Source organism: Mycoplasma corogypsi, assembly GCF_045276875.1.
In the GTDB taxonomy this organism is placed as follows: domain Bacteria; phylum Bacillota_I; class Bacilli_A; order Mycoplasmatales; family Metamycoplasmataceae; genus Mycoplasmopsis; species Mycoplasmopsis corogypsi.
In genome coordinates this window covers 731991-755256 of the sequence record NZ_CP174163.1, presented here as the reverse complement: position 1 = coordinate 755256, position 23266 = coordinate 731991, and the positions used below count along the sequence as shown (strand labels likewise).

The window sequence follows — 23266 nt, the reverse complement described above, 5'->3', positions numbered from 1 at the left end:
TTATGATTAATAAAAAAATAAAACTTTGATTTCTAAACAGTACTGTTTTAGCAGGTAGTACCAGCGTTTTAGTTGCAACTGTAAGTTGTGAACAAACATCAGTAGATAATTCAAAACAAAAGCAATTAGTTTCATTAGAAAATAATTTAGTTTTAGCTCCACTGGTTAAAGATGAATTTATGAAACTATTAGATCAAGCCAAAACCATAAATAAACTACAAGAAATAACTAATGATATTAATCAATTAAGTGTGGGATATAATCACTTAAATGTTTTAATCAAAAAATATGATTCAGTTTTAAAAAGTGAATCATATCAAAAAGCTACAGCTGCCCAAAAACAAAATTTAACTGCTTTATTTAAAAAAGCAACTGATAAAAACTTTGTCTTAAAAACTACTTCTCCAAGCGGCAAAGTAATTTATCAAGGTTTATCAACTGCAAAAGTTCCAGTTGAAAACACAGCAACAGGTAAAATTGATAATGTTTTTAAAGCTATTTCATTAGCTAATCAATTTGAAGATGCTTTAAATTTAGTAACTAGTAATTTAACAACTGCTCAAACAACGAGACAAACTTTAGGTTTTGTTGTTTTAGTGATTTTAATAATTCTATTTGTGGCAAATATACTGTTTATCATTTATAAAAAATTTATATATAAGAAAATTTTAGCAAAACGTGAATTAGAACTAAAAGCTGAAATGGAAAATCAAAATTTTGATGAATCAAAATTAGTAAATGATAACGTAGATAATATAAACAAATAATTATAAAAAAAGTCGCAGTATTTTGCGACTAATCAAAACTTAACCTTAAATTATGGGTTAAGTTTTTTAATTTTAAAAAATAGGTTTAATCAATGCTTGTGTTATTGATTTTTTGATTTTTGATCTTAAATTTAAAGCCATTTTTTAACAATGAAATTAAAGTTAAAAAATAGCAAAATAAAAATGTGGAAATATTTCCACATTTGACTTTTTACACCTATACCAAAGCAATTAAACAAAAAATGCTAAAAAATGACGTTTTTAAGGGTTTTTCGTTATAAAATTTAAGCAAAATGCTTAAAAAAGCGCTTGTCTGTTCAAGTGATTAGCTCAAAACTATTGTCAAGATAAAATAGCGCTTTATGACTAAATAACATATATAAAATAAAATAAAAGTAGGAGTTATGAAAAAAATACAATTTCAAAAAATACCATTTCGAACTAAAATACGTTGACTATTTCTTGGTAAATTACCACTAGAGAGAAAAAATAAACCAAAAATTGTTGAATATATGTTTTTATTGTTTAACAATTTACTCTTATTAGCTTGTACGATTTACCTACCATTTATGCTACTAACTATGAAAGAGCATAATGCTGGAATTATAAGCACAAGCATTTTTATCAAGACACTTCAACAAGAGATGTTTCTAAAAGTATTTGTTACTTTGGTTGTTGTTTTGGAATTGATGAATTTAACCTTAGCAATTCACATTTATTACATTCTGTCAAAGACCGAATTTAATAAATGAATTCCGATTTTAGCGACACTAAGTTCAATACTTTTTATTTCACCAGTAGCAATTTTATGTTGTATTGCTGCTTATCACAAAAATGAATTAGCGTTCGAATAGCTCCATGAGAGGATAATTATGAATAAAAAACTAACTACTTCATTATTAGCTGCTGCAACTGTTATAGCACCTACTACATTTTTAGTTTCATGTGGTAATGAAGACACTAACACAAATGGAAGCTCATCTTCATCTTCTTCATCAGATTCAACTGGAAATTCAAACGTTTTATTATTTAAGGATCAAACAATTGAATTACAACCTACAAAAGAATCTGAAGTAGCTGATGCTATTGCACCAAACAATTACCCAGCTGAAAAAACAATTAAATTTTTCAGAGACGCAGTTCAAACAGATGCATTCTACGCTGCTTTAAAAGAGTTCAAAAAATCACAGTCATTTAAAGACGGATACAAAATTAGATTTATTGACAAAGGTGTATTTGATGCTTTAGATACAATGGCTAATATTAACTTAAATGACCCACAAGTAGCTGACATTTTCTACGCTCCAGGGGATAGAATTACCAACTTAGCAACAGCTAACCAAGCAATTGACTTAGATGCTTTCAGAACTAATGAAAAGAAAACAATTTTTGACTACTTACAATTATCATTAGGTTTATCTAGAGATGAAATTGACCCATTAATTAAGTTTGGTGCTTACACAGGTTCATTAGCAAAAGATCCTGAAAAAAGAACAATTGAAATTTTAGCTTTACAACACAACGTTGAAGGTATCTTCATGATTTCACCTAAAGAAAAAGAAGAAGCCTTAAAAATTCTTAATAACTCAGAAACAAACTCAATGGTTGAGTTAGCAAAAGCTGGAAAAGCTCTTTGATATACACAAAACTTCTGATTTGGTTTAGGAGTTGTTGGTGGTGTTACTTCACCTTATACAGATCAATTAATTGCTAAAGCAAAAGCTGATGGAAATGTAGCACAAGCAAACAGTTTAGAAACTACACGTATTATTGAAAAACTAGTTTACTGAGATACTGCACAACCTTCATCAGGATGAATCCAAGGTAACCAATATGCTGAAAAATTCGGTGAAGCTACAGCTAACAACGCTAAATTAGTTTACCCATTCTGAAAAGCTGCTTTTAAAGATTCAGCAGAACAATACAAATCAACAGTTTGAGGTCAAAAAGGTATTCAACAAGGAACACTTGAAGCTGCTATGAACTCAGATGGTGGAACTTACTTAAACACAATCTTCCAATTATTTAAAGAAGGTCGTTTAGACTTTGGTATGGCAGGAACTTGAGAATTAAGAAATGCTATTACTAAAGGTGGAGTAAAAACTATCTTCACACTTCCAGAAGTTGTAGATGGAACAAAATACTTACAAAGTCCAGGATCATGATCATGAGGAATTGTTAAAAATGACCAAAACACAAAAGCTTCAGACTCACGTAAATTAGCACTAATTAACTGATTATTATCAATTTACTCACCTAACGCTTCATACCAATACTTCTTATCTGATTCAAAAATTAACATTTTCAAATCAATTCAAGACAAATTAAGAACAGCTATTGATAGAAGTTCACAAAACTCAAATACAGAATTAGTTTCAACAGCTAAAGATTTAGGATATGCTACAGTAGACGCTTTAAAAGCTAAATATGATGAATTAGTACAACCTTTAAGCAACGCAAGTAAAGAATGAAGAGGAGAAGGTTGAACTAAAGCTGTTGAAGGTGATAATGTTTTAAGTGAAGCAGGATTAAACTTAAAATCACTTTGAGAAGCAAACTTAAACAGCCAAATTCCAGCTGAAACATTAACTAGATACAAATCATTAATCCAAGATGCTGCTCCTGTAAGAAATGCATTAGCTTACTTATTTAACACATCACTTAAAGGGTTAGAAGATCCAAATCAAGGTTGAAAAATCAATAACTCATTATTAAAAGATGGTTTAGTTGCTGACAATATGTTTAAAGAATCTTCAATCGCTAACGAAGAAGACAGAGCTTTAGTAAAACAATTATTTGACGGACAAGCAATTCACGTTAGAAGACTTGAAAGTGCTATTTTAGGATATAACGGAGATGGAAATGACAACTTCGTAAATGGAAACCTAGAATTATTAGACCAATTATTAAGCAGTGATCAAGCTGTAGCTGCAAAAGCTAAAGAAAAAATGGATGCTCAAATTGCAACAGCTATCGCAAACGCTAAAAAAGTATTTGGTTTAATTGCTAAAACAATGCCATCAGCTGACAAAATTGAAAAAGCTGTTAAATTAATGTACTACGAATTCTTAAACAACGGATTATTAAGAAGAATGAACGTTTTAGCTTTAGATAGTGCTAAAATGCAAAAACAAGATGGAACACCATCAAACTTAAGCTACTCAGATGTTGCTAAATTATTTAACTCATCAGAAACAACAAGTGTTATTAAAGATATTTTAAGTGCTGTAACAAGTGATAAATCATACGCACAAGGTGGAACAGGTATTTTCGAAACATTACCAAAACGTCCAGGAACATCTAACCCACAATTTGGTGCTGTTTGATCAACATGAAATGAAAAAACATTTGGTAACTTAGAATTCTTCAAAAGCATTGTTTCAAGTACAAATTCAGAAGAAGAATTTATTAAAGCAGTTAAAGCACAATTAAGTAGCACAATGCAATTAAGCTTAGCTCCACTAAAAAATCCAAACTCATTTACTATTCAATTCGGTTCTAAATAATATAATTTAACTATTGTGTATCAAAAATATAAACAGAATATATCAAAAAGAGCTTTTTATAGTTATGTAGCTATTTTAGCCGTTCTTTCATTAGTATTAATTGTTTGAATTGCCATCCCTTACACAGTCGGATTTGATGAGCAATTCATTGAAAAACTAGCTAACGCTAGTCAAAATCAAAACAAAGAACAGGCAAAATACGAAATTATAGCTAGTGGTAAATTAGCTGCATTTCTATCGTATATTGCTAACTCATTTACCTTATTATTCTTCCTGTTTTATATTACTATGGCTCGCCATCGATTAACAGTTGGATATGGGTTTTATGTAAGTTGAATTATTATCTTTGTTACTTTAATCGCTATGCCGTTTTATCAAGGAACTGAAAGACATGTACCTATTGCCTTAGGAATTGGTGGTCTGATTACTGGTTTATCTTCATTAATGGTTTTAGCGCTACTAATTAACCTATTTCAATATTATGTGCAACGAAAAGCACATTATTACGAATGATACAAAATACATATTGGGAAAGCGAGGTAATGAATGGAAAAACTGAAACTGTACAATTGATACGGTGAAGAGTTTGAAAGTAAATTACCTGAGTCGGTTGACACATTAAAAGCTTACAAAAAGCAAGTAAACAATGTATTTAATCGCTTAACTGATAATATCAAAACTCGAAACAATATTGACAAGGACTTATTCTTACGTGCACGTAATAAAATTGAAGACAATTTAAAACGTGAACTTGCTAGTTTTAAAATCGCTTATAAAAATAAGTTAAAGGTTTTAAAAGACTCAGTAGCAAAATTAGTTTATGTTGAAAGTATTCAAAGCTTATTAAAGTTTGAACTAAAAAAACTTCAAGCTAAGAAAAAGTACAATAAAAAATATGTTGAAGATTTTGTCATTTCACTTAAAAACTTAGGTGACAGCTTAGAAGACAAACTAAGAAACATTGAACAATTAAAAGAAAAAACCAATAAAACAGATGCAGAAATTGCTAAAATTTACTGCTTGTACCGTACAATTTTAGTTTATACAAATAACTTTAGTGATCGTGATTTTGATTTAAGTAAAATCAACCATTTACTAGATCCATTTGAAATTAAACTATTAGATACTTTAGAAAATAAAAATCTTTATGTAAAAAGCTTGTACGTAAAAATTGAATCTAGACGTATTTCACTACTAAACAAACGTAGAGAATTACAAAGAAAATACCAAAGCACTGTAGCTTTACAAAAAGAACTTTACTTAAAAGAGCGTCAAAACATCATTTTAAGTGCTAACAAGCGTTTATTAGAAATCGAAGGTGAATACAACCAAAAAAGAGAACAAGCCGCATTAAATGCTAATGAATACAAGCGTCAAGCTTTATTAAAAGTTGAAGAACACAAAGAACAAATTTTGGCTGCTGAAAGAAAAAATAAAGCTAAAATTGACAAAATTTATGAAAATGCTGCTTTAGCTAGAAAAACACTAAAATCAGGTAAAAAACAAGCTATTTATGCTCAAAAACAAAAAGCAATGGTTAAGTTATACAAAGACTTTTATGCCTTTTTAATAGAACAAGAAGTATCAGTACCAGAATTAGATTTTGAAGCTTTAAGTAAGTTAGAAACTAGTGAAGCATTAAATACATTAAAATCTAAAACCGATGCATTTATAAATGAAAGTTCCCATAAATTAGTTAAATTAGCTTACAAACACTACTTTTCAGCCATCAATATCTATCATGTTAAAAGTGAAGCTAAATCAGTGACAATTGCTAAATACAATGAACTTTTAGCAGCTACTTACAAGTCTTATAGTTATGAAAGCGAATTTAAGTTAGAAGTTTCTGATGCATACAAAAACTGAGCAAAAGATGCTTATTTAACTAGAAATAAGTTTTTACAAGAAAGAGTTTTAGCTAAGTATGAATTATTAAAACTTTATACTCCAAGCGAACCAAAAGAAGTAACTGATCAAAAATTAGCTGACTTAAAACAAACTTTTGAGACTAAAAAATCAGGTGTTTCAGCTGAAGAAGCTAAAGAATTAGACAAAGAATATCTTGAACAATTCCGTGCAATTTCATCAAATGCCTCAAAAGTGTATGGTGAAAAATTATATGTTGCTCAAGTTTTAAAAGAAATTAAAGCTAAGTATTTAAGTGATCTACAAACACTTAAAACTAAACTACAAAACAGAGAAATTTCAAAACAAGCTTACAAAAATAGACTAGTTGAAATTAGAATTGCTAAAAAAGAAGCTAAATACGAATTAAAATTAAGTTCAAAAGTACTAAAAAATAAAGAAACATTAAAAACTTCATTTATTAGACAACTAGCTGAAAGAAAAATTAACAAGAAAATCTTTGATAGTAAAATCAACGAAGCTCAAAAATCAATTCCAGTTGAAACTTCATTAAATGTCAAACGTTTCACATGACTTTTAGGTTTCTTTTTCCCTGGATTACCAGAAGTATTATTCTTCAAACAATACTTTAAAGGTGCTTTATTGTTATTATTTACAGCCTTTAATTACATTGTCTTTTTACCATTTATTTTAGGATACTATGGTGACCAAATGAATGGAATTTTCGGAGCTTCTGATTTAGGAGCTAGCCATAATAAAGATGCTAGGTATTACTTACTTGGAAGTGTTATTTCAGTCATTCTGCTTTCGTTTATGTTGATTTACTTTACTGTTTCATCAATTAACGCCTATCGTGTGTCGAAAGCTTTATACTACGGAAATCGTCCAAGTCGTTGAAGTCACTCACGTAGATGATTGCAAACTTCTGGATTTCCATGAATGATTTCTATTGTGGGTTGAGTTTTAATGATTTTCGTTATTGTAGCGCCTGTTATTACTTCTGTTTTACTTTCATTTACTAACATTGGATTTAACCACATACCACCAAACAAAACGGTTGATTGAGTTGGTTTAGAACAATGAGGGAGATGATGAACTTTAAGAGATGCTAACTTACTAGGATCTATTTCAAACGTTTTAACTTGAACATTTATTTGAACTATTACTTCTACATTAATTCCAATTGGTCTAGGGATTTTAGTTGCTATTTTAACTAATAACAGCAGAATTGTAGGAAGAAAAATCTTTAGAATTATCTTCATCTTACCATGAGCAATTCCTGTCTTTGTTACAGTTGGATTTATTAAATCAATGTTTGCAGCTGGAGAAACAGGTTATATTAACACCATCTTATTCCAGTTATTTGGATTAAATCCAAAATCTTGATTAAACGATATTCAATGAACTAGAGCACTGTTAATCGTGGTTCAAACATGAATCGGATACGCATGAATTTTCATGCTTGTAACTGGTAACTTACAATCTATACCAAAAGATATTTACGAAGCTGGTTCAGTCGATGGAGCAAAAGGTAAACATCTATTTTGATACTTAACTCTTCCATCGCTATTATTATCAATTTCACCAATGTTAATTGGACTATTTGTTGGTGCATTTAACAACTTTACAACTATTTACCTATTTAACGGTGGTGGTCCTAACTACGCTAACCCTACACCATTTGGTGAAGGATCTACTGATATTATCGTTTCATGAGTTTATAAATTATCTAACCCTAACGGTGTTCAATTTGAAGGTAACCAAGCATTTGGTGCTGCGCTTGCAACACTTGCATCTATCTTCAGTATTGGAATTGCACTAAAAGGATTTATCAAAACAATGTCAAGGAGAGATTAAAAATGCTAAATTTATTTAAAAATAAAATTTATTCAAAAACTTTTAATAGCATCAAAGTCGATCCAAATAAACTCAATAAAAAGCGTCTTCATTTTAATGAATCAGATAGCAAACCGCCAACAACACCAGAACTATTTTGATTAGCATTTAACTATCTATTACTAATTTTTTGAGCGATAATCATACTATTTCCAGTAGTTTCATTATTTATTGCTTCATTTAACGTTAACAACCCTCGTGTTGCAACAGTTACTCCTTTTAAATTTGGATTTGATAACTTATTTTACTTATTCAAATATAAAAATGTAGCAGCTCTATCACCAGAGCAACTACAAATTCTAAAACAAAATAACGCAAGCTTGTTTAATTTTAGTGGTCAAACTTATATCTTTGATGCTCAAACTCGTTCATACTTTTCAGATTGATACTTAAACACTCTTTACATTGCTGGATTTACAGCTATTATCTCAACAACAGTTGTTGCCTTAAATGCTTACGCATACTCTCGTTTTAAATTCGCTGGTTCAAAACACTCCTTAACAATCATTATGTTAATTCAAATGATTCCAGCAACTTCATCACTTATTGTGCTATATATCATTGTGCAATTAGGAACTGACATTAATGTTTCACCAATTATTATGTTAGTGTTAATTTATTCAGGTGGAGCAATTGCAGGTAATACCTTTATGGTTAAAAGTTACCTAGATACAGTTTCTGCAGAGTTAGACGACTCAGCTAAAATCGATGGATGTAATAACTGAGGACTATTTTTCAAAATCTTATTACCAGTTATTCGTCCAGCACTAATTATGGTAGCACTATGATCATTCTTAATTCCATTTACAGATGTTTTACTACCTTCATTAGTTTTACCAAATCAACAAGATAAAACACTTGCTACTGGTTTACAACTATTTTTAAGCAACCAACAAGACATTCAAGCAGGTGCATATACAATGGGTACGCTTCTTGCTTCTTTACCAGCCTTTGTGTTATTTATGTACTTACAAAGATACATCATTGGTGGATTAAGCGACGGTGCGGTGAAAGGATAATTTATGTTCAAAAATGATTATGAATTAAATAACGAACTAAATGTTGATATTGAAGATGGTTTTGAAACTATCGATTTAGATAAATTAGTTTCAGAAGTAGGTTCAGTTTCACAAACAGCACAAGGTGCTCATATTAAGTTAGTTAATATTTCTAAAAAATACGAAGGTAATGAAAAATATACATTAAAAGACATTAACTTAGAAATTAAGCCAGGAACTTTCTGTATCTTTTTAGGACCTTCAGGTTGTGGTAAAACTACTTTACTTAGAATGATTGCTGGATTAAACTCAATTACAAAAGGTGACTTATTATTTAACGGAAAACGTTACAACAACTTACTACCAAATGAACGTAATATTGCTATGGTGTTCCAATCATACGCTCTATATCCTCACATGAACGTATACAACAACATTTCATTTGGTTTAAAAATTGCTAAAGAACGTAAAGATATCATTGATAGACGTGTCAAAGATGTTGCTAAAATTTTAAGAATTGATGAGTATCTATATAGAAAACCAAGAGACTTATCAGGTGGACAACGTCAGCGTGTAGCTATTGGACGTGCGATTGCTCGTAAACCATTAGTTTTCTTAATGGATGAGCCACTATCAAACCTAGATGCTAAATTACGTGAAAGCATGCGTCGTGAAATTGTTAACATTCATAGAATGTTAAACACAACAAGTATTTATGTTACACACGACCAGTTAGAAGCTATGACAATGGGTAATCAAATTATTGTCTTTAACGATGGTCAAATTCAACAAAATGGTACAGGTCGTGAATTATACTTTAAACCAGCTAATATTTTCGTTGCTAAATTTATCGGTTCACCGACAATGAATACTTTTGATGCTGTATATTCAAACAAAAAGGTTACTTCATTAGTTGCTAATGTAACTTTAGATGTTGATGAAGAATTTACTACTAACTTAAAAGAAGACCAAAAAGTAGTAGTTGGATTTAGAAGTGAAGATATCAAAATTTCAAAAGAAAAAACTGATAAAGCAATCAGTGGTAGAATTTCAAACATCGAGCTAATTGGTAAAGATCAGCTAATTGCTGTTGCTTTAGGTGAAAACCTTGAAGTAATTATTAACGCTCCAAATGATGTTGAATATGAGTTATATAGCGAAGTTTATGTATCATTTGTTTCAAACAGAATGCACATTTTTGATAAAGAAACTGAAGTTAGAATGAACTAATGTCAAACAATCACAATTCTAGTGCACTTAATGAAACTTCATTATTTGCCAACTTAAATTACAAATTATCAAACAGACTTGCTTCAGGAAAGTATTTACAAAGAAAATTTTTATCAATTTTATCTTTAATACTTATTGCAGCATGTGTTGGTTTCTTTATCTACTACATTATCATTTACAAAACATACGCTACAGAAGATTACAATTTCGTACTAAATAAAGCAACTTTTAGTTCAGAAAACACTTTCGGTGGAGTTATCAGAGGTGAATTTAAATTTGCTAGTTCCTACACTTTTATAAGTGCAGATACTCCAGTTGTTAAACTTCTTTTACAAAAAACTGATACAGCAGCTATTAATGCTAAAACAGTTTTAAATTTACAATCTGGTCAAAAACTATTCCTATTTGAACTTAGAGATATTACAAACAAAGTAATTAGTGGAGATGCTGCTACTATTCAAAAATGAATTGCAAATTACCAATCATACACACCACAACAAATTACTTTAATTGGTCAATTTATTAACACATACTTAGATGCTACTTTAGATTTTGTGCCTAAAACTGTTGCTATTCATCCAATTTTTAACGGTTTAAGTTCAACTATTTTAAGCTTCTATATGATGGCTACAATCTTACAAATAATTGTTTTATACTGATTATTCAAAGGAACAAGAAACGGAAATAAAATTTACAAATGAATTATTTTCTTCTGTGTAGCTTCATTTATTCTAACTTTCTTCTTAATTTCTCTTCAACCAGGAATAACTGAATTTGTTGATGGAAAAGTTAGAAAAGAAGTTGTGGAAGTTAAAGCAGGATTATCAATTACTGTTGTAGAAGAATTTCCAAACATCGTCAAAAATCCATTACACATTAGTTATTGAGGATTATGAATTACTCTAGGTTTATCACTAGTAATTTGCATTACATCAGTTCAAGCTAAAAAACGTTATGGATACCTTGATAATTCAGTAGTTTTAGCTCAAAAATTTGTTGATACTAAAGATTTAGTAAAACAAATTCAAGATATTCTAGATAGTTACCAAGATCATACTTCTAATTCAATTGAAAGACAAAATTTAGAGCGTTTAGCTTTAGAAATGGATCAATTAGAAGTTGAATTTACCCCTAAACACAAAACACCAGATACTAAATTATCTAAAATGGCTGTTGATTTTATCAACATTTCACACAGTACTAAAGAATAGCTTTAAATGTCAGCAAAATAGCTGGCATTTTTTATTTTGTGTAAAAATTCCCATTTTTTAATATAAATAAAAAATATATAATTAATATATGACACAAGGTCCAAAAAAAACAACTCAAATTATTACATACTTGATTGATTTAATTAGATCAGGTAAAGTTCCGGTTAATAAAATTATGCCAAGTGAACACCAACTAATGACTAAATTTAGTTGTTCACGTAACATTGTCGTTTCAGTTTATCAAAAACTAGCTTCACTAGGTGCAGTTTACTCAATCCAAAAAAGAGGTCATTTTGTTTCTGAAAACTTCCACAACTTCGTTAAACCTTTAAGCACGCTACTTAAAGTAGAAAAAATTGACGGAGAAGAAGTGTTACAAAATGAATGGGGAGGAGCTTCACAATTACCTCAATGAGCAGTTGAAAAACACATTATTTTTGTAGAAGGGTTTAGACACTTTAAGAAAAGATATTACATTAAAGATGAACTAATGGGTGAAGGTGATGTTTACGTATCACTTAAAAATTTAGACCCATTTGAACCTGTACACCCAGAAAAACCATTATTTGATCTCTTAAGTGAGCGTGGAGATTTACATAATGTCGTTTATGAATTAGTTTTTGAGGATGTTGAAAAGTTTGGTCAAAATCCTGCTTTAGTAATTAGATTTTTTGGATACGACAGTGATAGCATTTGTGTAGCTGGTCAATTCTACATTCATCCTAAATATTTCAAATTCAATCATCATGAATTTTCTATAAACTAATTAAGGATAGTTTTATAAATCGTTTTGAGGCTAATTATTAGCCTCTTTTTTGTTCTTTTTACTGCCTAAAAATAACAAAAATTAACACCTAAAATTAGGGGTGTGTATAAAATGTGGAAATGTGGAAAATTTAGACCTAAAATTAGGTTTTAGACACTATTTTGAAGAAAAACTAAAAAGTTAATTAATAGCTAATAAAATTACCAAAAAAGCAATTATTAAGTATTTTTGGTAATTTATTGTCGTGATTAAGCAAAGATAATACGCAAGGAATTAGCTCATATTGATGCGTCAAGAAACTAAGATATTAACACCCACAATATACTAATAATTTATAATATTTTAGCTATGAATATTAATTGAAAAAATGATAATGATTTTAGCTCTTTTGATGCAATATATAGCGATAAAAATGCTAAATTAGGTGTTAGTTACGAAGGTGATACCATCTTTGTTAGACTTTGACAACCACTTGCTAAAAAAGTTGAAGTTTTAATCTTTGAAAAAGATACCGATAATAGACCAGTTCAAATTATTCCAATGTACAAAAAAGATCATATTTGAACTGCATCAATTAGTTCAAAATATGACGGAAAATATTATCAATTTAGAATTGTGCACCACGATGATACTAAAACTATTGCTTTAGATCCTTATGCTTACAGTTTAGGTAGATTTAATTGAGAAGGTGATGAAACTAGAGTTGGAAAAGGTGCTTTTGTTAACTTAAACAGTGAAAAAGCAGGAAACAGACCAGTTAAATTGCTTTCAAATTTAAACAACAAAGTAGATCCATTAATTTATGAACTACACATTAGAGACTTTACAAGTTTATTAAATCAAGAAAATAAACTTGAAAGACTTGGAACTTTTAACGCTGCACTTGAAGAAGATATTTTTGGTTACTTAAGAGAGTTAAATGTTACTCACTTACAACTACTGCCAGTTCATTCAACTTACACAGTTAATGATTTTGAAACTAAAATTTACCAAAAAGGTGAAGGAAATGGTTGATTAACTAACTATAACTGAGGTTATGATCCGCACAACTATTTTGCGTTAAATGGTATATATTCAACAGATCCAAGTGATCCGTATGCTAGAATTAGAGAATTTCGTACATTTGTAAATGAAGCTCATAAAAATGGTGTTAGTGTTATTTTAGATGTAGTTTACAACCATATGATGACAAATAACATTTACAACAATGTTATGCCAAATTACTACTATCGTAATGAAGCTGAAGTAAAACCAGTAAATTATCCACCACTAGCTGATGAAAGAGTAATGGTGAAAAAAATCATTTTAGATTCACTTAAATACTATGTCAAAGAGTTTAATGTTGATGGATTTAGATTTGATTTATCTTCATTTTTACATGGAAGCACACTAAATGAAATAGCAACTGAATTAAGAAAACTAAACCCAAATATTGTGCTTCACGGTGAAGCTTGAAAATTCACTGATATTCCTTATGAAAACACCTATGTTAAAGGTATAACTGGAAATAATATTTCTTTTGCTTACTTTAACGATACTGTTAGAAATGCAACAAAAGGAAGTGACGAAGAAGAGGATGATAAAGGTTTAATAATCCAAAATGATTCAAAACACTTTGATGAATTTTTAGCTTCAGTTGTTGGTGGAATTAGCTATCCATTTACTGCCGAAAACAATATTGAAACCAACCCTTATGATTCATTTGCTAATGATGTAGCTATTAACTTATCTTACAGCCACTGTCATGATGGAATGACTTTATGAGACAAAATTAATGTTTCAAGTTTTGATTTAGGTTTTGATGAAAGAATTTTTAGATACAGACAAGCGTTAATGATGACTACACTAACTCAAGGTAGACAACTGATGCTAGCTGGAACCGAACTATTGCAAAGTAAACCTAATGATATTACTGGTATGGATGGTGATAGAACTAAACAATCTCACTATGATGATGAATTTTATGAATATGCAGATGGAAATAGATACCATTTAAATTCTTATAAAACAACTGACTATGTTAATGGATTAAAATGAGCACACTTACAACATCCAATGGTTAGAGATTTAGTATTTGATTTTACTGCAAGATTAAATAAATTTAGAAACGAAACTAAATTCTTCAGATTAAGCACAAATAAAGAAATTCTAGAATCATTAAAATTTGTTCATACAAACAAATATCAAGGAATTATCATTTTTGAAGTTACAGTTGATAACAAAACTGTAGTTGTAATTCACAACTTTAGTGAACAAGATTACAAATATATTTTTGACGAAAATAAAGTTATTTTATCAAGTCGTACTTTAATTAAATTAAACAAAGTACCAGCTCACACAAGCTTATTACTTTGAAAGTAGGAATTAATGAAAACTATTAAGTTAGAAGACAAAATTATTTACCAAATTTTCCCACGTTCTTTTTATGACTCAAATAATGATGGAGATGGTGATTTACAAGGTATTATCGCCAAAATGCCATATCTAAAAGATTTAGGTATTAACGCAATTTGACTTTGTCCAATTTACGAAACACGTTTTGTTGACGCTGGATATGATGTTTTAGACTACAAAAGTGTTTGAAAACAATTTGGTACTTTAGAAGACTTTAAAAAATTAACTGAAGTAGCAAGCGAACACGGTATTGACATTATTATGGATATCGTTTTAAATCACGTTTCAAATGAACACAACTGATTTGTGAAAGCATGCGAAAGCCGTGATAATGTTGAGCACAATTACTTTATTTGAAGAGACAGCTTAAGCGAAGAAGAAGCTAAAGCTCAAAGTATTTTTGGTGGAAGTGCTTGAGAATATGTTCCAAGTGTAAATAGATACTATTTCCACTTATTTTCTAAAGAACAAGTTGATTTAAACTGAGAACACCCAGACACAATTAAAGCAATGGTTGATGTTATTGACTTTTGATACAAATTAGGTGTTAGAGGATTTAGACTTGATGCTATTAAACACGTAGCTAAAAGTTTTGATGAAGTTGAAGCTAACCCTTACTTTGCTTGATGCAAAGGTGCAGTTGAATCACTTAAAGAATTCAATGAATTAGCACTTAAAGACAAAAAAGATGCTTACACACTTGGTGAAGCTAGTGGTATAACCGCTGAAGAATTATTAAAATATGGAACTGGAAAAAATAAAGTTTCAAACAACTACTTTAACTTTGCTTGATGATGAATTGGTTGAGGAAAACAAACCGGAAGAAACGGATATGATGCAAATTATGATGTAAAAGAATTTGTTTACCAACAAAAACCGTTTCAAGAAAATGACCTAATTAAACCTTATATGTTTACTAACTTCTTATCAAATCACGATACTTCAAGAAGTATTTCACGTTGAGGTGATGAAGGTTTATTTAGAGAAATGAGTGCTAAATCACAAGCTTTAATGTTACTTACAATCAAAGGGATTCCGTGTATTTACTATGGAGAAGAAATTGGGTTATTAAATACTCACTTTAATTCTCGTTATGAATTTAGAGATTGTGATATTCACAATGGATTTAAAGCGCTTGTAGATGAGTCTAAAACATATTCAGAAAGCGAAATGCTTTTATATTGCAACATCAATTCACGTGATGCAGGTAGATCACTAATGCAATGATGTGCGCACAAAAACGCTGGATTTAACAAAGGAAAATCACCATGAATTAATCTAGGTAGAAACAAAGAACAAATTAATGTTTTTGATGCCTTAAAAAACCCAAACAGCATTTATCATTTTTATAAACATTTAATTAAATTAAGAAAAGAAGACTTACACGATGTTTTAGTTTTAGGTAGCTCAAAAATGAACGTGTTAGACAACAACTTAATTACCGTAGAGCGTGAATTTAATGGTGAAAAAGTTAAAGCTTATATTAACTTAACTAACAAACAATTAGAACTAGAAAATGTATCAGGAACACAAATTTTATCTAGTTATACTGATAATAAAGTGGTAACAAATCAATTAAGACCATACGAGTCAATTTTAGTCAAAATAAAATAAGGAGTATTTATGGATTTTTTACAATACAATCCAAAGGAAAAGACAGTTTCACAAGTAAAATTCGATAAAAGTGTTGTTGCTAAAACTGAAAGTATTTTTTCTCTTGGTAATGGGTATTTAGGTATTAGAAGTGCTGATGAAGAACAAACTTCATACAATAAAGAAGACTTTTTCGTAAATGGTATTTTCAACAAAGATAATAAAGATGAAGTTCCTGAATTAGCTAATTTAGCTGACTGTTTAACCACACCAATTTTCCTAAATGGTAGACAATTTGAATTACATGAAAAAGATGTGTATAACAAAACTTTACACATTAAAGAGGGTTATCTAACTCGTGATATCGTAGCTGACCGTGATTATGGTGTTTTTGAGTTGAAATTTGAGCGTTTTGTTTCACAAGATGATGTTAATGTTTATGCTCAAAGAATTGAAATTAAAGTTATTGAAACTCCAGATAATATTGCTAAAGTTAGCTTACACCCTGGAATTAATGGTCAAGTAACTAACAACGGAACTCAACACTTTAGCGAAGGATTAAAACAAAGACCATCAAAAGAATCACTTCGTATGGAACAAAAAACTACTTTATCTAAGCGTTTTGTAGTTCACAACATGGTAACAAAATTATTTGTTAATGGAGAATTAATTACTGGTGGTGGAGATGACTATTTAATTGACATTAAAAGACGTAAAATTTACTTCAAAATTACACAAGAACTAAAAGCTGGAGATGTTTTAGTACTTGAAAAATTAATGTCAGTTCATACTACAGTAGATGACAAAAACTTACTATTAACTGATGAAGAAGTTTCGAAAAACGCAAATGAAAAAATGTTAATGCTACAAAATTCTAGCTATAGTGAACTAAAAGCTAGATCAATTAGCGCAATGCAACAAAAAGTGTGAAACAGATTTTTTGTTGAAATTGAAGGAAACGAAGAAGCTCAATACGATAGTTTATCATTAGACTTTGGTATTTTCCACTTAAACAACTTTGTACCAACTAATACAACTAATATGAACGTAGGTGCTAAAGGGCTAAGTGGTGAAGGATATCAAGGACACACTTACTGAGATACAGAATTTTTCATTAATCCAAACTACTTATTTAATGATCCTCAAGTTGTTAGAAACTTACTAACATATAGATATAAAGGGATTAAAGGTGCTAGAGCAAAAGCTCAAGAAGTTAAATTAAGAGAACAAGAAAGCAATCTTGAAGGTGCTCAATATCCTTGAGAAATGGCATGACCTACCGATGGAGAAGTATGTCCATATTGAGGTCAAGCAGATGTGGTAACTGGTGAGCAAGTTCCAATTGCTTCAAGAAGACAAGAAATCCATGTTTCAGCTGATATTGCTTACGCAATTAATCAATACTATCAAGTAACTAAAGACCAAGAATTTATGGACAAAATGGGTTATGAAATGGTTATTGATACAGCTTGATTTTACACAAATCGTGCTGAAAAACAGGCTGACGGAACTTACTCAATTTTAGATGTTATGGGACCAAATGAGTACAAAGGAAATATTGATAACAACGCTTACATTAATATGTTTGCTAAATTAAATATTGACTTAGCACTTAAATTTATTGGTGAATTAAAAGCTACAAATCCTAAATTACTTGAAAAAGTGCTTTCAAAACTACCATATAAAATTGGTGTTTCTAAAATGAAGGATGTATCTGAAAAACTAAAACAACAATTATCAAATGAACAACTAATTATTGCTGAAAATGATCAGTTCCTAAAATTACCGTTAAATGATGTAAAACCATTCCAAATGCTTGGCGATGCAGGTAAAAAATTATTTCACACCAAAGAAGGACATATTCGTTTAAGCGGTCAATTAGTTAAACAAGCTGATGTTGTATTATTGTTAAATATCCTTCCACACCTATATAATGAAGAGATTCGTAAAGCCAACTTTGATTATTATGAACCAATTACTACCCATGATTCTTCATTAAGTCCTGCAACTTACGCTATTGAAGCTGCTAGACTTAGAAAAATGGAAGAAGCATACAAAATCTTTAAATATGGAATTAACATCGATTTAGGTCCAAGCATGCATACTTCTGATGCTGGAATTCATGCTGGTTCTCTTGCTGCTATTTGACAAATGATTATTTTTGGTTTTGGTGGTTTAGATTGACACGATGATAAGCTATTTTTAAGCCCAGTATTACCAAAACAATGAACTAAATTAAGATATAAATTTAAATACCAAGGATCTGATTTTGAAGTTAATGTAAATCAAAATCAGTTTACAATTCAAGCAATTAATAGTTCAGAAGCTCGTGAAATTTATGTACTAAATCAAAAACACTTAATTGGACAACAAATGCAAACATTTGAGGTAAAACATGATTAAAGCTTTTGTATTTGATTTAGATGGTGTTATTACTGATACAGCAGTTTTACACTTTGAAGCTTGAAAACAAATTGTTAAAGAATTAGGTATCGATTACACTCACGAAGATAATGAAAAACTAAGAGGATTACCTCGTTTAGATACTCTAAAAGCTATTATTTTGATGAAAAAACCTGATCTTAATTTATCTGAAACTAAATTATTAGAGCTTTGTGAAACTAAAAACAACTTATATGTAGAGCTTTTAAGAACTACAGTTAATAAAAATTCAGTACTTCCTGGTGTTGTGAAATTATTAAATGATGCTAAAAAAGCAGGTGTTAAATTGTCAATTGCTTCAAGTAGCTATAACGCACCTATGATTTTAGAAAAATTAGAACTAAAAGATATGTTTGATTATATTGTTTACCCAGGTGATATTAAACACGGAAAACCAGCTCCAGATATTTTCTTAAAAGCAGCAGAAGGTGTTAGCGCTAAAGCTAGTGAATGTGTCGGTTTTGAAGACGCAGTTGCTGGTATTCAAGGGTTAAACGACGCTAAAATCTATTCAGTAGCTATTACACACGGAAATAAAGAAGATTTTTCAAAAGCTGATTTAGTTTTACAATCTACTAGCGAATTAGACTTTGATAAAATCATTCAATCAGCTAGTAAATAATTAATGATAAATTAATTCAAAATAAAAACTCTGCCATGATGCAGAGTTTTTTGATTAGGCACTATAACGATAATCTTGTGTTGTAGATAAAGGAATTTCAATTTCACTATAATTATTGTTTGTACCATTTGAGCTTGAAATGCCAATAGTTACAGTAGTTTTTACTGTAATATTTATTTTTTTAGTATTGGTATCAATTGAATTAATCGTGAAACTAACATTATTCATACTAATTCCGTTAACATCTAAATAATCTTTGTTATCACCGATTATGATGTCAGAAGTATGTGGCTCATATTTGGTACTTAATTCAACATAATCTACAACTGCTTCACTTGGTCTAATTAATAAATTAAAATAATTATTTGGATTAAATGGCACTTGATTATTTGAATGGAAGTCATCACTTGATGAAGGACGAATAAAAACTCATGGATTACTATTTGAAGCTAGTTGACCGATGATCGGACCTAGTGTTTCAGGTGTATCAAACACTTTCGAAGCATGCTGTGAATCGATATATTTCTTAGCTAATTTATCAATAGTGTTTTGTTTTTGTTGTGTTCTTAAAATTTTGCTTAAAAAGTCTTTAGAAATAGTTTTAAATCCGCTGATTTCATAGGTTTTACCAGTAATTTCAGCAGCTACCTCTTCGCTTCCATTAATTCATTTTAATGATTGAGTTAAGAATAATTTACCTTCTAAATCGTTTGTTTTTAATCCTGTTGTGAAAGCTTGTATTTTAGCTTTTTCGGCTTTACTGTTTGCATCTCATCTAGTAAATTCAGCTCATTGTGGATCAACAACTCAATAAGAAATTAGGATTTGACCTTTAGGGTGTGAACGATAAAGTTGTGTTCAATATGAAGCATAAATATTATTTCTTGGTTGGCTTATTCCACTACCTTCAATCATATGGTTTTTGCTAATGTATTCTAAAACATTGGTTTCGCTATAACCTTCAACTCTAATATCTTCTCTATTTAAGAAGCTTGATTCGGTATCTGTTGTGACACCATTATGCATTTTTTGTATTCTTTGTCTTAAATCTAGGGATAAAACACCATTATTATTAAATGTCGCTCTTTTAACGACTGCTGTTCCACTTTTTACCAAATTGATCAAATTATATTCAGCCATTCTACCATTTTCTTCAAAGGTAAATGCCTTTAACTTAGAAAACATTGGAATAACTTTTTCTGCTGGCCAGTTAGGTAATTCGTTTTTAATTATTTTGTTTTGAATTAAATAATCTTTACTAAATTCATAGTCAATAGATTGAATTCTTTTTGGAGGTAAAAAACCACTCACAGATACAGCACCAGTATTAAAATCTTTACCGTTATAAGTTCCTGTTGCGCTAAATTCTAATGTTCCAGCTTGATCATCATAAGCTGAGACGTTAACCGTTTTAACATTTAATCCATTCTTATTAAATGGCATAAAATTACTTATTTGCAAGTGAACAAGAGAGTTTGGCTCTAAACTTAAACCTTTTACAATCTCAACATATTTATTTACTTGTAAATATTTATGAGCTGTTCCTCCAGCTTCAATGTTTGAAACTGCTGGTTCTGGTTGCGGATTTACAGGCTCAGGCTGTGGTTCAGGTTGAACCTCTGGTTCAACAGGTTTTGGTTTAGTTTCACTATCTCCTCCACCTTGTTCAGGACTTATTGGTGTGTCTGGATTGGATGGTTTTTCAGGTTCAACTGGAGTAGGTTTTGTGTCTGTTTGGCCACTATCACTTTCACTTGGTGTAGTCTGGCTTCCCTTATCAATTTTATCAGCTTCTTTAGCAGATTCATCTTTTTTAGCTTCTTCTTTTTTGTCTTTTGCTATAGTTTCTATTTCATCACATGACATTGCAACACTTGTCATTAATGAAAAACTACTTAGAGCAATTAAAGGTAATAAAAATTTCTTCGCTTTTCTCATCTTTGTCCTTACAAGCAGTATTTAGTGCCAAAATACATCAATAAGGAATTTACAAATTAGTAAAAAACATACTGGAAATTTAAGCACTTTGACTAGTATGCATATTTTACAATATTTTAAAATTTTTTTAGTCCCATAAATACACTATTAGTGATATTATTAAAACATAGTAAAAATCTACTTTTTCAGTCCAAAAAAGCAGATTTTAAGAGTAATTGAATCTAAATTTTAGTCTAAAAACTTTTTAGCCTAAAATTAAACTAAAATAATACTAATTTAGCACTAAATACGGACAAATTAAAGGCGTTATTTTGTATAATTATAAAAACTGCCGAAATTACTCGCTTTTAGGTCAGATTTCACAAAATAATTTAGGAGAAAAATGGAGAATGTAAGTATTTTTGCACTCGGTGGACAAGATGAAAACGGTAAGAATTCATATGTGCTAGAGTACAATAAAGATATTTATGTGATTAATTGTGGTGTAAAGATTCCAATTAACTCCCACAATGGAGTTGATACCTTAATTCCCAATTTTTCATATTTAGAAAAATATAAAGATGACATCAAAGGTGTTTTTATAACAGACATTAAAAACGAAAGTTTTAGCGCCTTACCTTGACTTGTAATGAAAATTCCTGGGGTTAAAATTTATACTTCAGCTTTTAATAAAGTTTTTATTCAAGAAAGACTAAACAAATATAAAATCAACAATAATGACTATAAAATTGAAGTTATTGACACTAAAAAACAAATTGGATCACTAAAAGTAGTTCCAATAAAATTAACTGGATGTATTCCTGGAAATTTAGGTTTTAATTTTCAAACTAAAACTGGTGATTACTTATTTATGTTTAACTATGTTGAAGGTGATTTAGGTATTTTCGGTAAAACTTCATTTAATGAGATTGCTAATCAATTTAAAAATAGAAAAATCAATGCTTTTGTTTCAGATGCAGGAAAAAGTAATTATTCAGGAAAAGCAATTGATAAATTAAACAAATACCAACAAGTAAAAACAGCTTTTGAAACCACAAGTGAAGATGCGAGAATTATTGTTGGGGCTTATGATGAAGAAATGGTAGCTTTAGAACATGTTTTAAGGTTTGCAATCCAATACAATCGTCCTTTAATTACTTACGGTAAAACTTACGCACAAATTTTATACTTAATTAGCAAACTACATCCAGAATTAGGATTACCACAAATTATTGATTATAAATTTATAAACAAACACAAAAATGCAGTGGTATTAGTAACTGGTTCTATTGAACGTTTATATACTAGATTTTTAAGAATTACTGATAATAACGATGTTTACTTAAAATTAAATGCAAATGATACTGTTATTATGCTAGCTCCACCGGTTAATGGTTTAGAATCTATGTCAAGTTTATCACTTGATGAAATAGCGAGAATTGCACCAAAACTTTATGATATTAGTGACCAAGAATTTTTTATCGTTAGACCTACAAAACAAGATTTATTAGACGCGGTTAATGCTTTAAAACCTAAAACTTTTATACCAACTCAAGGTTTATACCGTTATTTAGTTGATGCTGCTAATTTTATTGAAGAAAATATTGATGATAAAAAAGAAATTACCAATGTAATCCTATTAAATGGAAAAATTGCTCGTTATACTGATGGTAATTTAGTAAGTACAAGCGATAAAATTAAAGATGTAAGTGACACAATAATCGATGGATTCGGAATTGGTGACATTTCTTCTGAAGTTATCGCTGAAAGAGAATCATTAGGGAGAGAAGGTGTTATTATCATTAACGCACTTTATTCTTCAAAAACTAAACAATTAGTAGGTAAATTACATGTTAATTACGTTGGTGTAATTGACGAAGCAGATCAAGATCGTATTACCACTTTAATTAAAAAGGTAATTATTGAGATTATGGATGAAGGAAAATTCACTTCTATGCGTGAAATTAACGAAAGATTAAGAAAAACAATTAGAAAAAGAATTTTCAAACTTACAGACAAAGACCCAATGATTGCTTTAACAATCACAAATAATTAATT

At 29.8% G+C, this 23266-nt stretch carries 15 protein-coding genes; 14 read left to right on the top strand and 1 reads right to left on the bottom strand.

From position 1 onward, the window contains the following. Nucleotides 1-2 precede the first annotated feature (2 nt). The 13 genes from ACJA23_RS03210 (at nucleotide 3) to pgmB (ending at nucleotide 19291) form a co-directional block, all read left to right on the top strand. The gene (locus tag ACJA23_RS03210) at nucleotides 3-767 is read left to right on the top strand and encodes a hypothetical protein (protein WP_406613936.1); all 765 of its coding nucleotides are present in this window, start codon (nucleotides 3-5) and stop codon (nucleotides 765-767) included. A 404-nt stretch (nucleotides 768-1171) separates the two neighbouring features. Further along, nucleotides 1172-1621 (top strand): hypothetical protein, encoded by a 450-nt coding sequence (locus ACJA23_RS03205; protein WP_406613934.1) that lies wholly within the window; start codon nucleotides 1172-1174, stop codon nucleotides 1619-1621. A gap of 18 nt (nucleotides 1622-1639) precedes the next feature. Continuing rightward, nucleotides 1640-4273, top strand: coding sequence for a hypothetical protein (locus tag ACJA23_RS03200; protein WP_406613932.1), 2634 nt, complete (start codon nucleotides 1640-1642; stop codon nucleotides 4271-4273). 15 nt (nucleotides 4274-4288) lie between these two features. Continuing rightward, entirely contained in the window at nucleotides 4289-4816 is a 528-nt protein-coding gene (locus ACJA23_RS03195; protein WP_406613930.1) for a hypothetical protein, read from the top strand. Between the two features lie 3 nt (nucleotides 4817-4819). Continuing rightward, entirely contained in the window at nucleotides 4820-7996 is a 3177-nt protein-coding gene (locus ACJA23_RS03190; RefSeq protein ID WP_406613928.1) for an ABC transporter permease subunit, read from the top strand. Between the two features lie 2 nt (nucleotides 7997-7998). Beyond that, a complete protein-coding gene (locus ACJA23_RS03185; protein ID WP_406613925.1) occupies nucleotides 7999-9054 on the top strand; it encodes a sugar ABC transporter permease in 1056 nt (351 codons plus the stop codon). 3 nt (nucleotides 9055-9057) lie between these two features. After that, entirely contained in the window at nucleotides 9058-10263 is a 1206-nt protein-coding gene (locus tag ACJA23_RS03180) for an ABC transporter ATP-binding protein (RefSeq protein ID WP_406613923.1), read from the top strand. Next, nucleotides 10263-11474, top strand: coding sequence for a hypothetical protein (locus ACJA23_RS03175; protein ID WP_406613921.1), 1212 nt, complete (start codon nucleotides 10263-10265; stop codon nucleotides 11472-11474). The genes ACJA23_RS03180 and ACJA23_RS03175 overlap by 1 nt, the downstream gene beginning before the upstream one ends. An 88-nt stretch (nucleotides 11475-11562) precedes the next feature. Beyond that, on the top strand, nucleotides 11563-12240 hold the full coding sequence (locus ACJA23_RS03170) for a GntR family transcriptional regulator (protein WP_406613919.1): 678 nt from the start codon (nucleotides 11563-11565) through the stop codon (nucleotides 12238-12240). A 348-nt stretch (nucleotides 12241-12588) separates the two neighbouring features. Then, nucleotides 12589-14601, top strand: a complete 2013-nt coding sequence (locus ACJA23_RS03165) for an alpha-amylase family glycosyl hydrolase (protein WP_406613917.1) — start codon at nucleotides 12589-12591, stop codon at nucleotides 14599-14601. A 6-nt stretch (nucleotides 14602-14607) separates the two neighbouring features. After that, nucleotides 14608-16248: an alpha-amylase family glycosyl hydrolase gene (locus ACJA23_RS03160; RefSeq protein ID WP_406613915.1), complete on the top strand. Its 1641-nt coding sequence runs from the start codon at nucleotides 14608-14610 to the stop codon at nucleotides 16246-16248. Between the two features lie 9 nt (nucleotides 16249-16257). Then, nucleotides 16258-18630 carry a glycosyl hydrolase family 65 protein gene (locus ACJA23_RS03155; protein ID WP_406613913.1) on the top strand — a complete coding sequence of 791 codons (2373 nt, stop codon included), beginning with the start codon at nucleotides 16258-16260 and terminating at the stop codon, nucleotides 18628-18630. Then, nucleotides 18623-19291, top strand: a complete 669-nt coding sequence (gene pgmB, locus ACJA23_RS03150; protein ID WP_406613911.1) for a beta-phosphoglucomutase — start codon at nucleotides 18623-18625, stop codon at nucleotides 19289-19291. The genes ACJA23_RS03155 and pgmB overlap by 8 nt, the downstream gene beginning before the upstream one ends. Nucleotides 19292-19345: 54 nt before the next feature. On the opposite strand, the gene ACJA23_RS03145 is transcribed toward pgmB, so the two are convergent. Continuing rightward, a complete protein-coding gene (locus ACJA23_RS03145; protein WP_406613909.1) occupies nucleotides 19346-21229 on the bottom strand; it encodes a hypothetical protein in 1884 nt (627 codons plus the stop codon). Between the two features lie 382 nt (nucleotides 21230-21611). On the opposite strand from ACJA23_RS03145, the gene ACJA23_RS03140 reads away from it, so the two are divergent. Continuing rightward, complete coding sequence (locus ACJA23_RS03140; RefSeq protein ID WP_406613907.1) at nucleotides 21612-23264, top strand: ribonuclease J; 1653 nt, start codon at nucleotides 21612-21614, stop codon at nucleotides 23262-23264. Nucleotides 23265-23266: the final 2 nt, after the last annotated feature.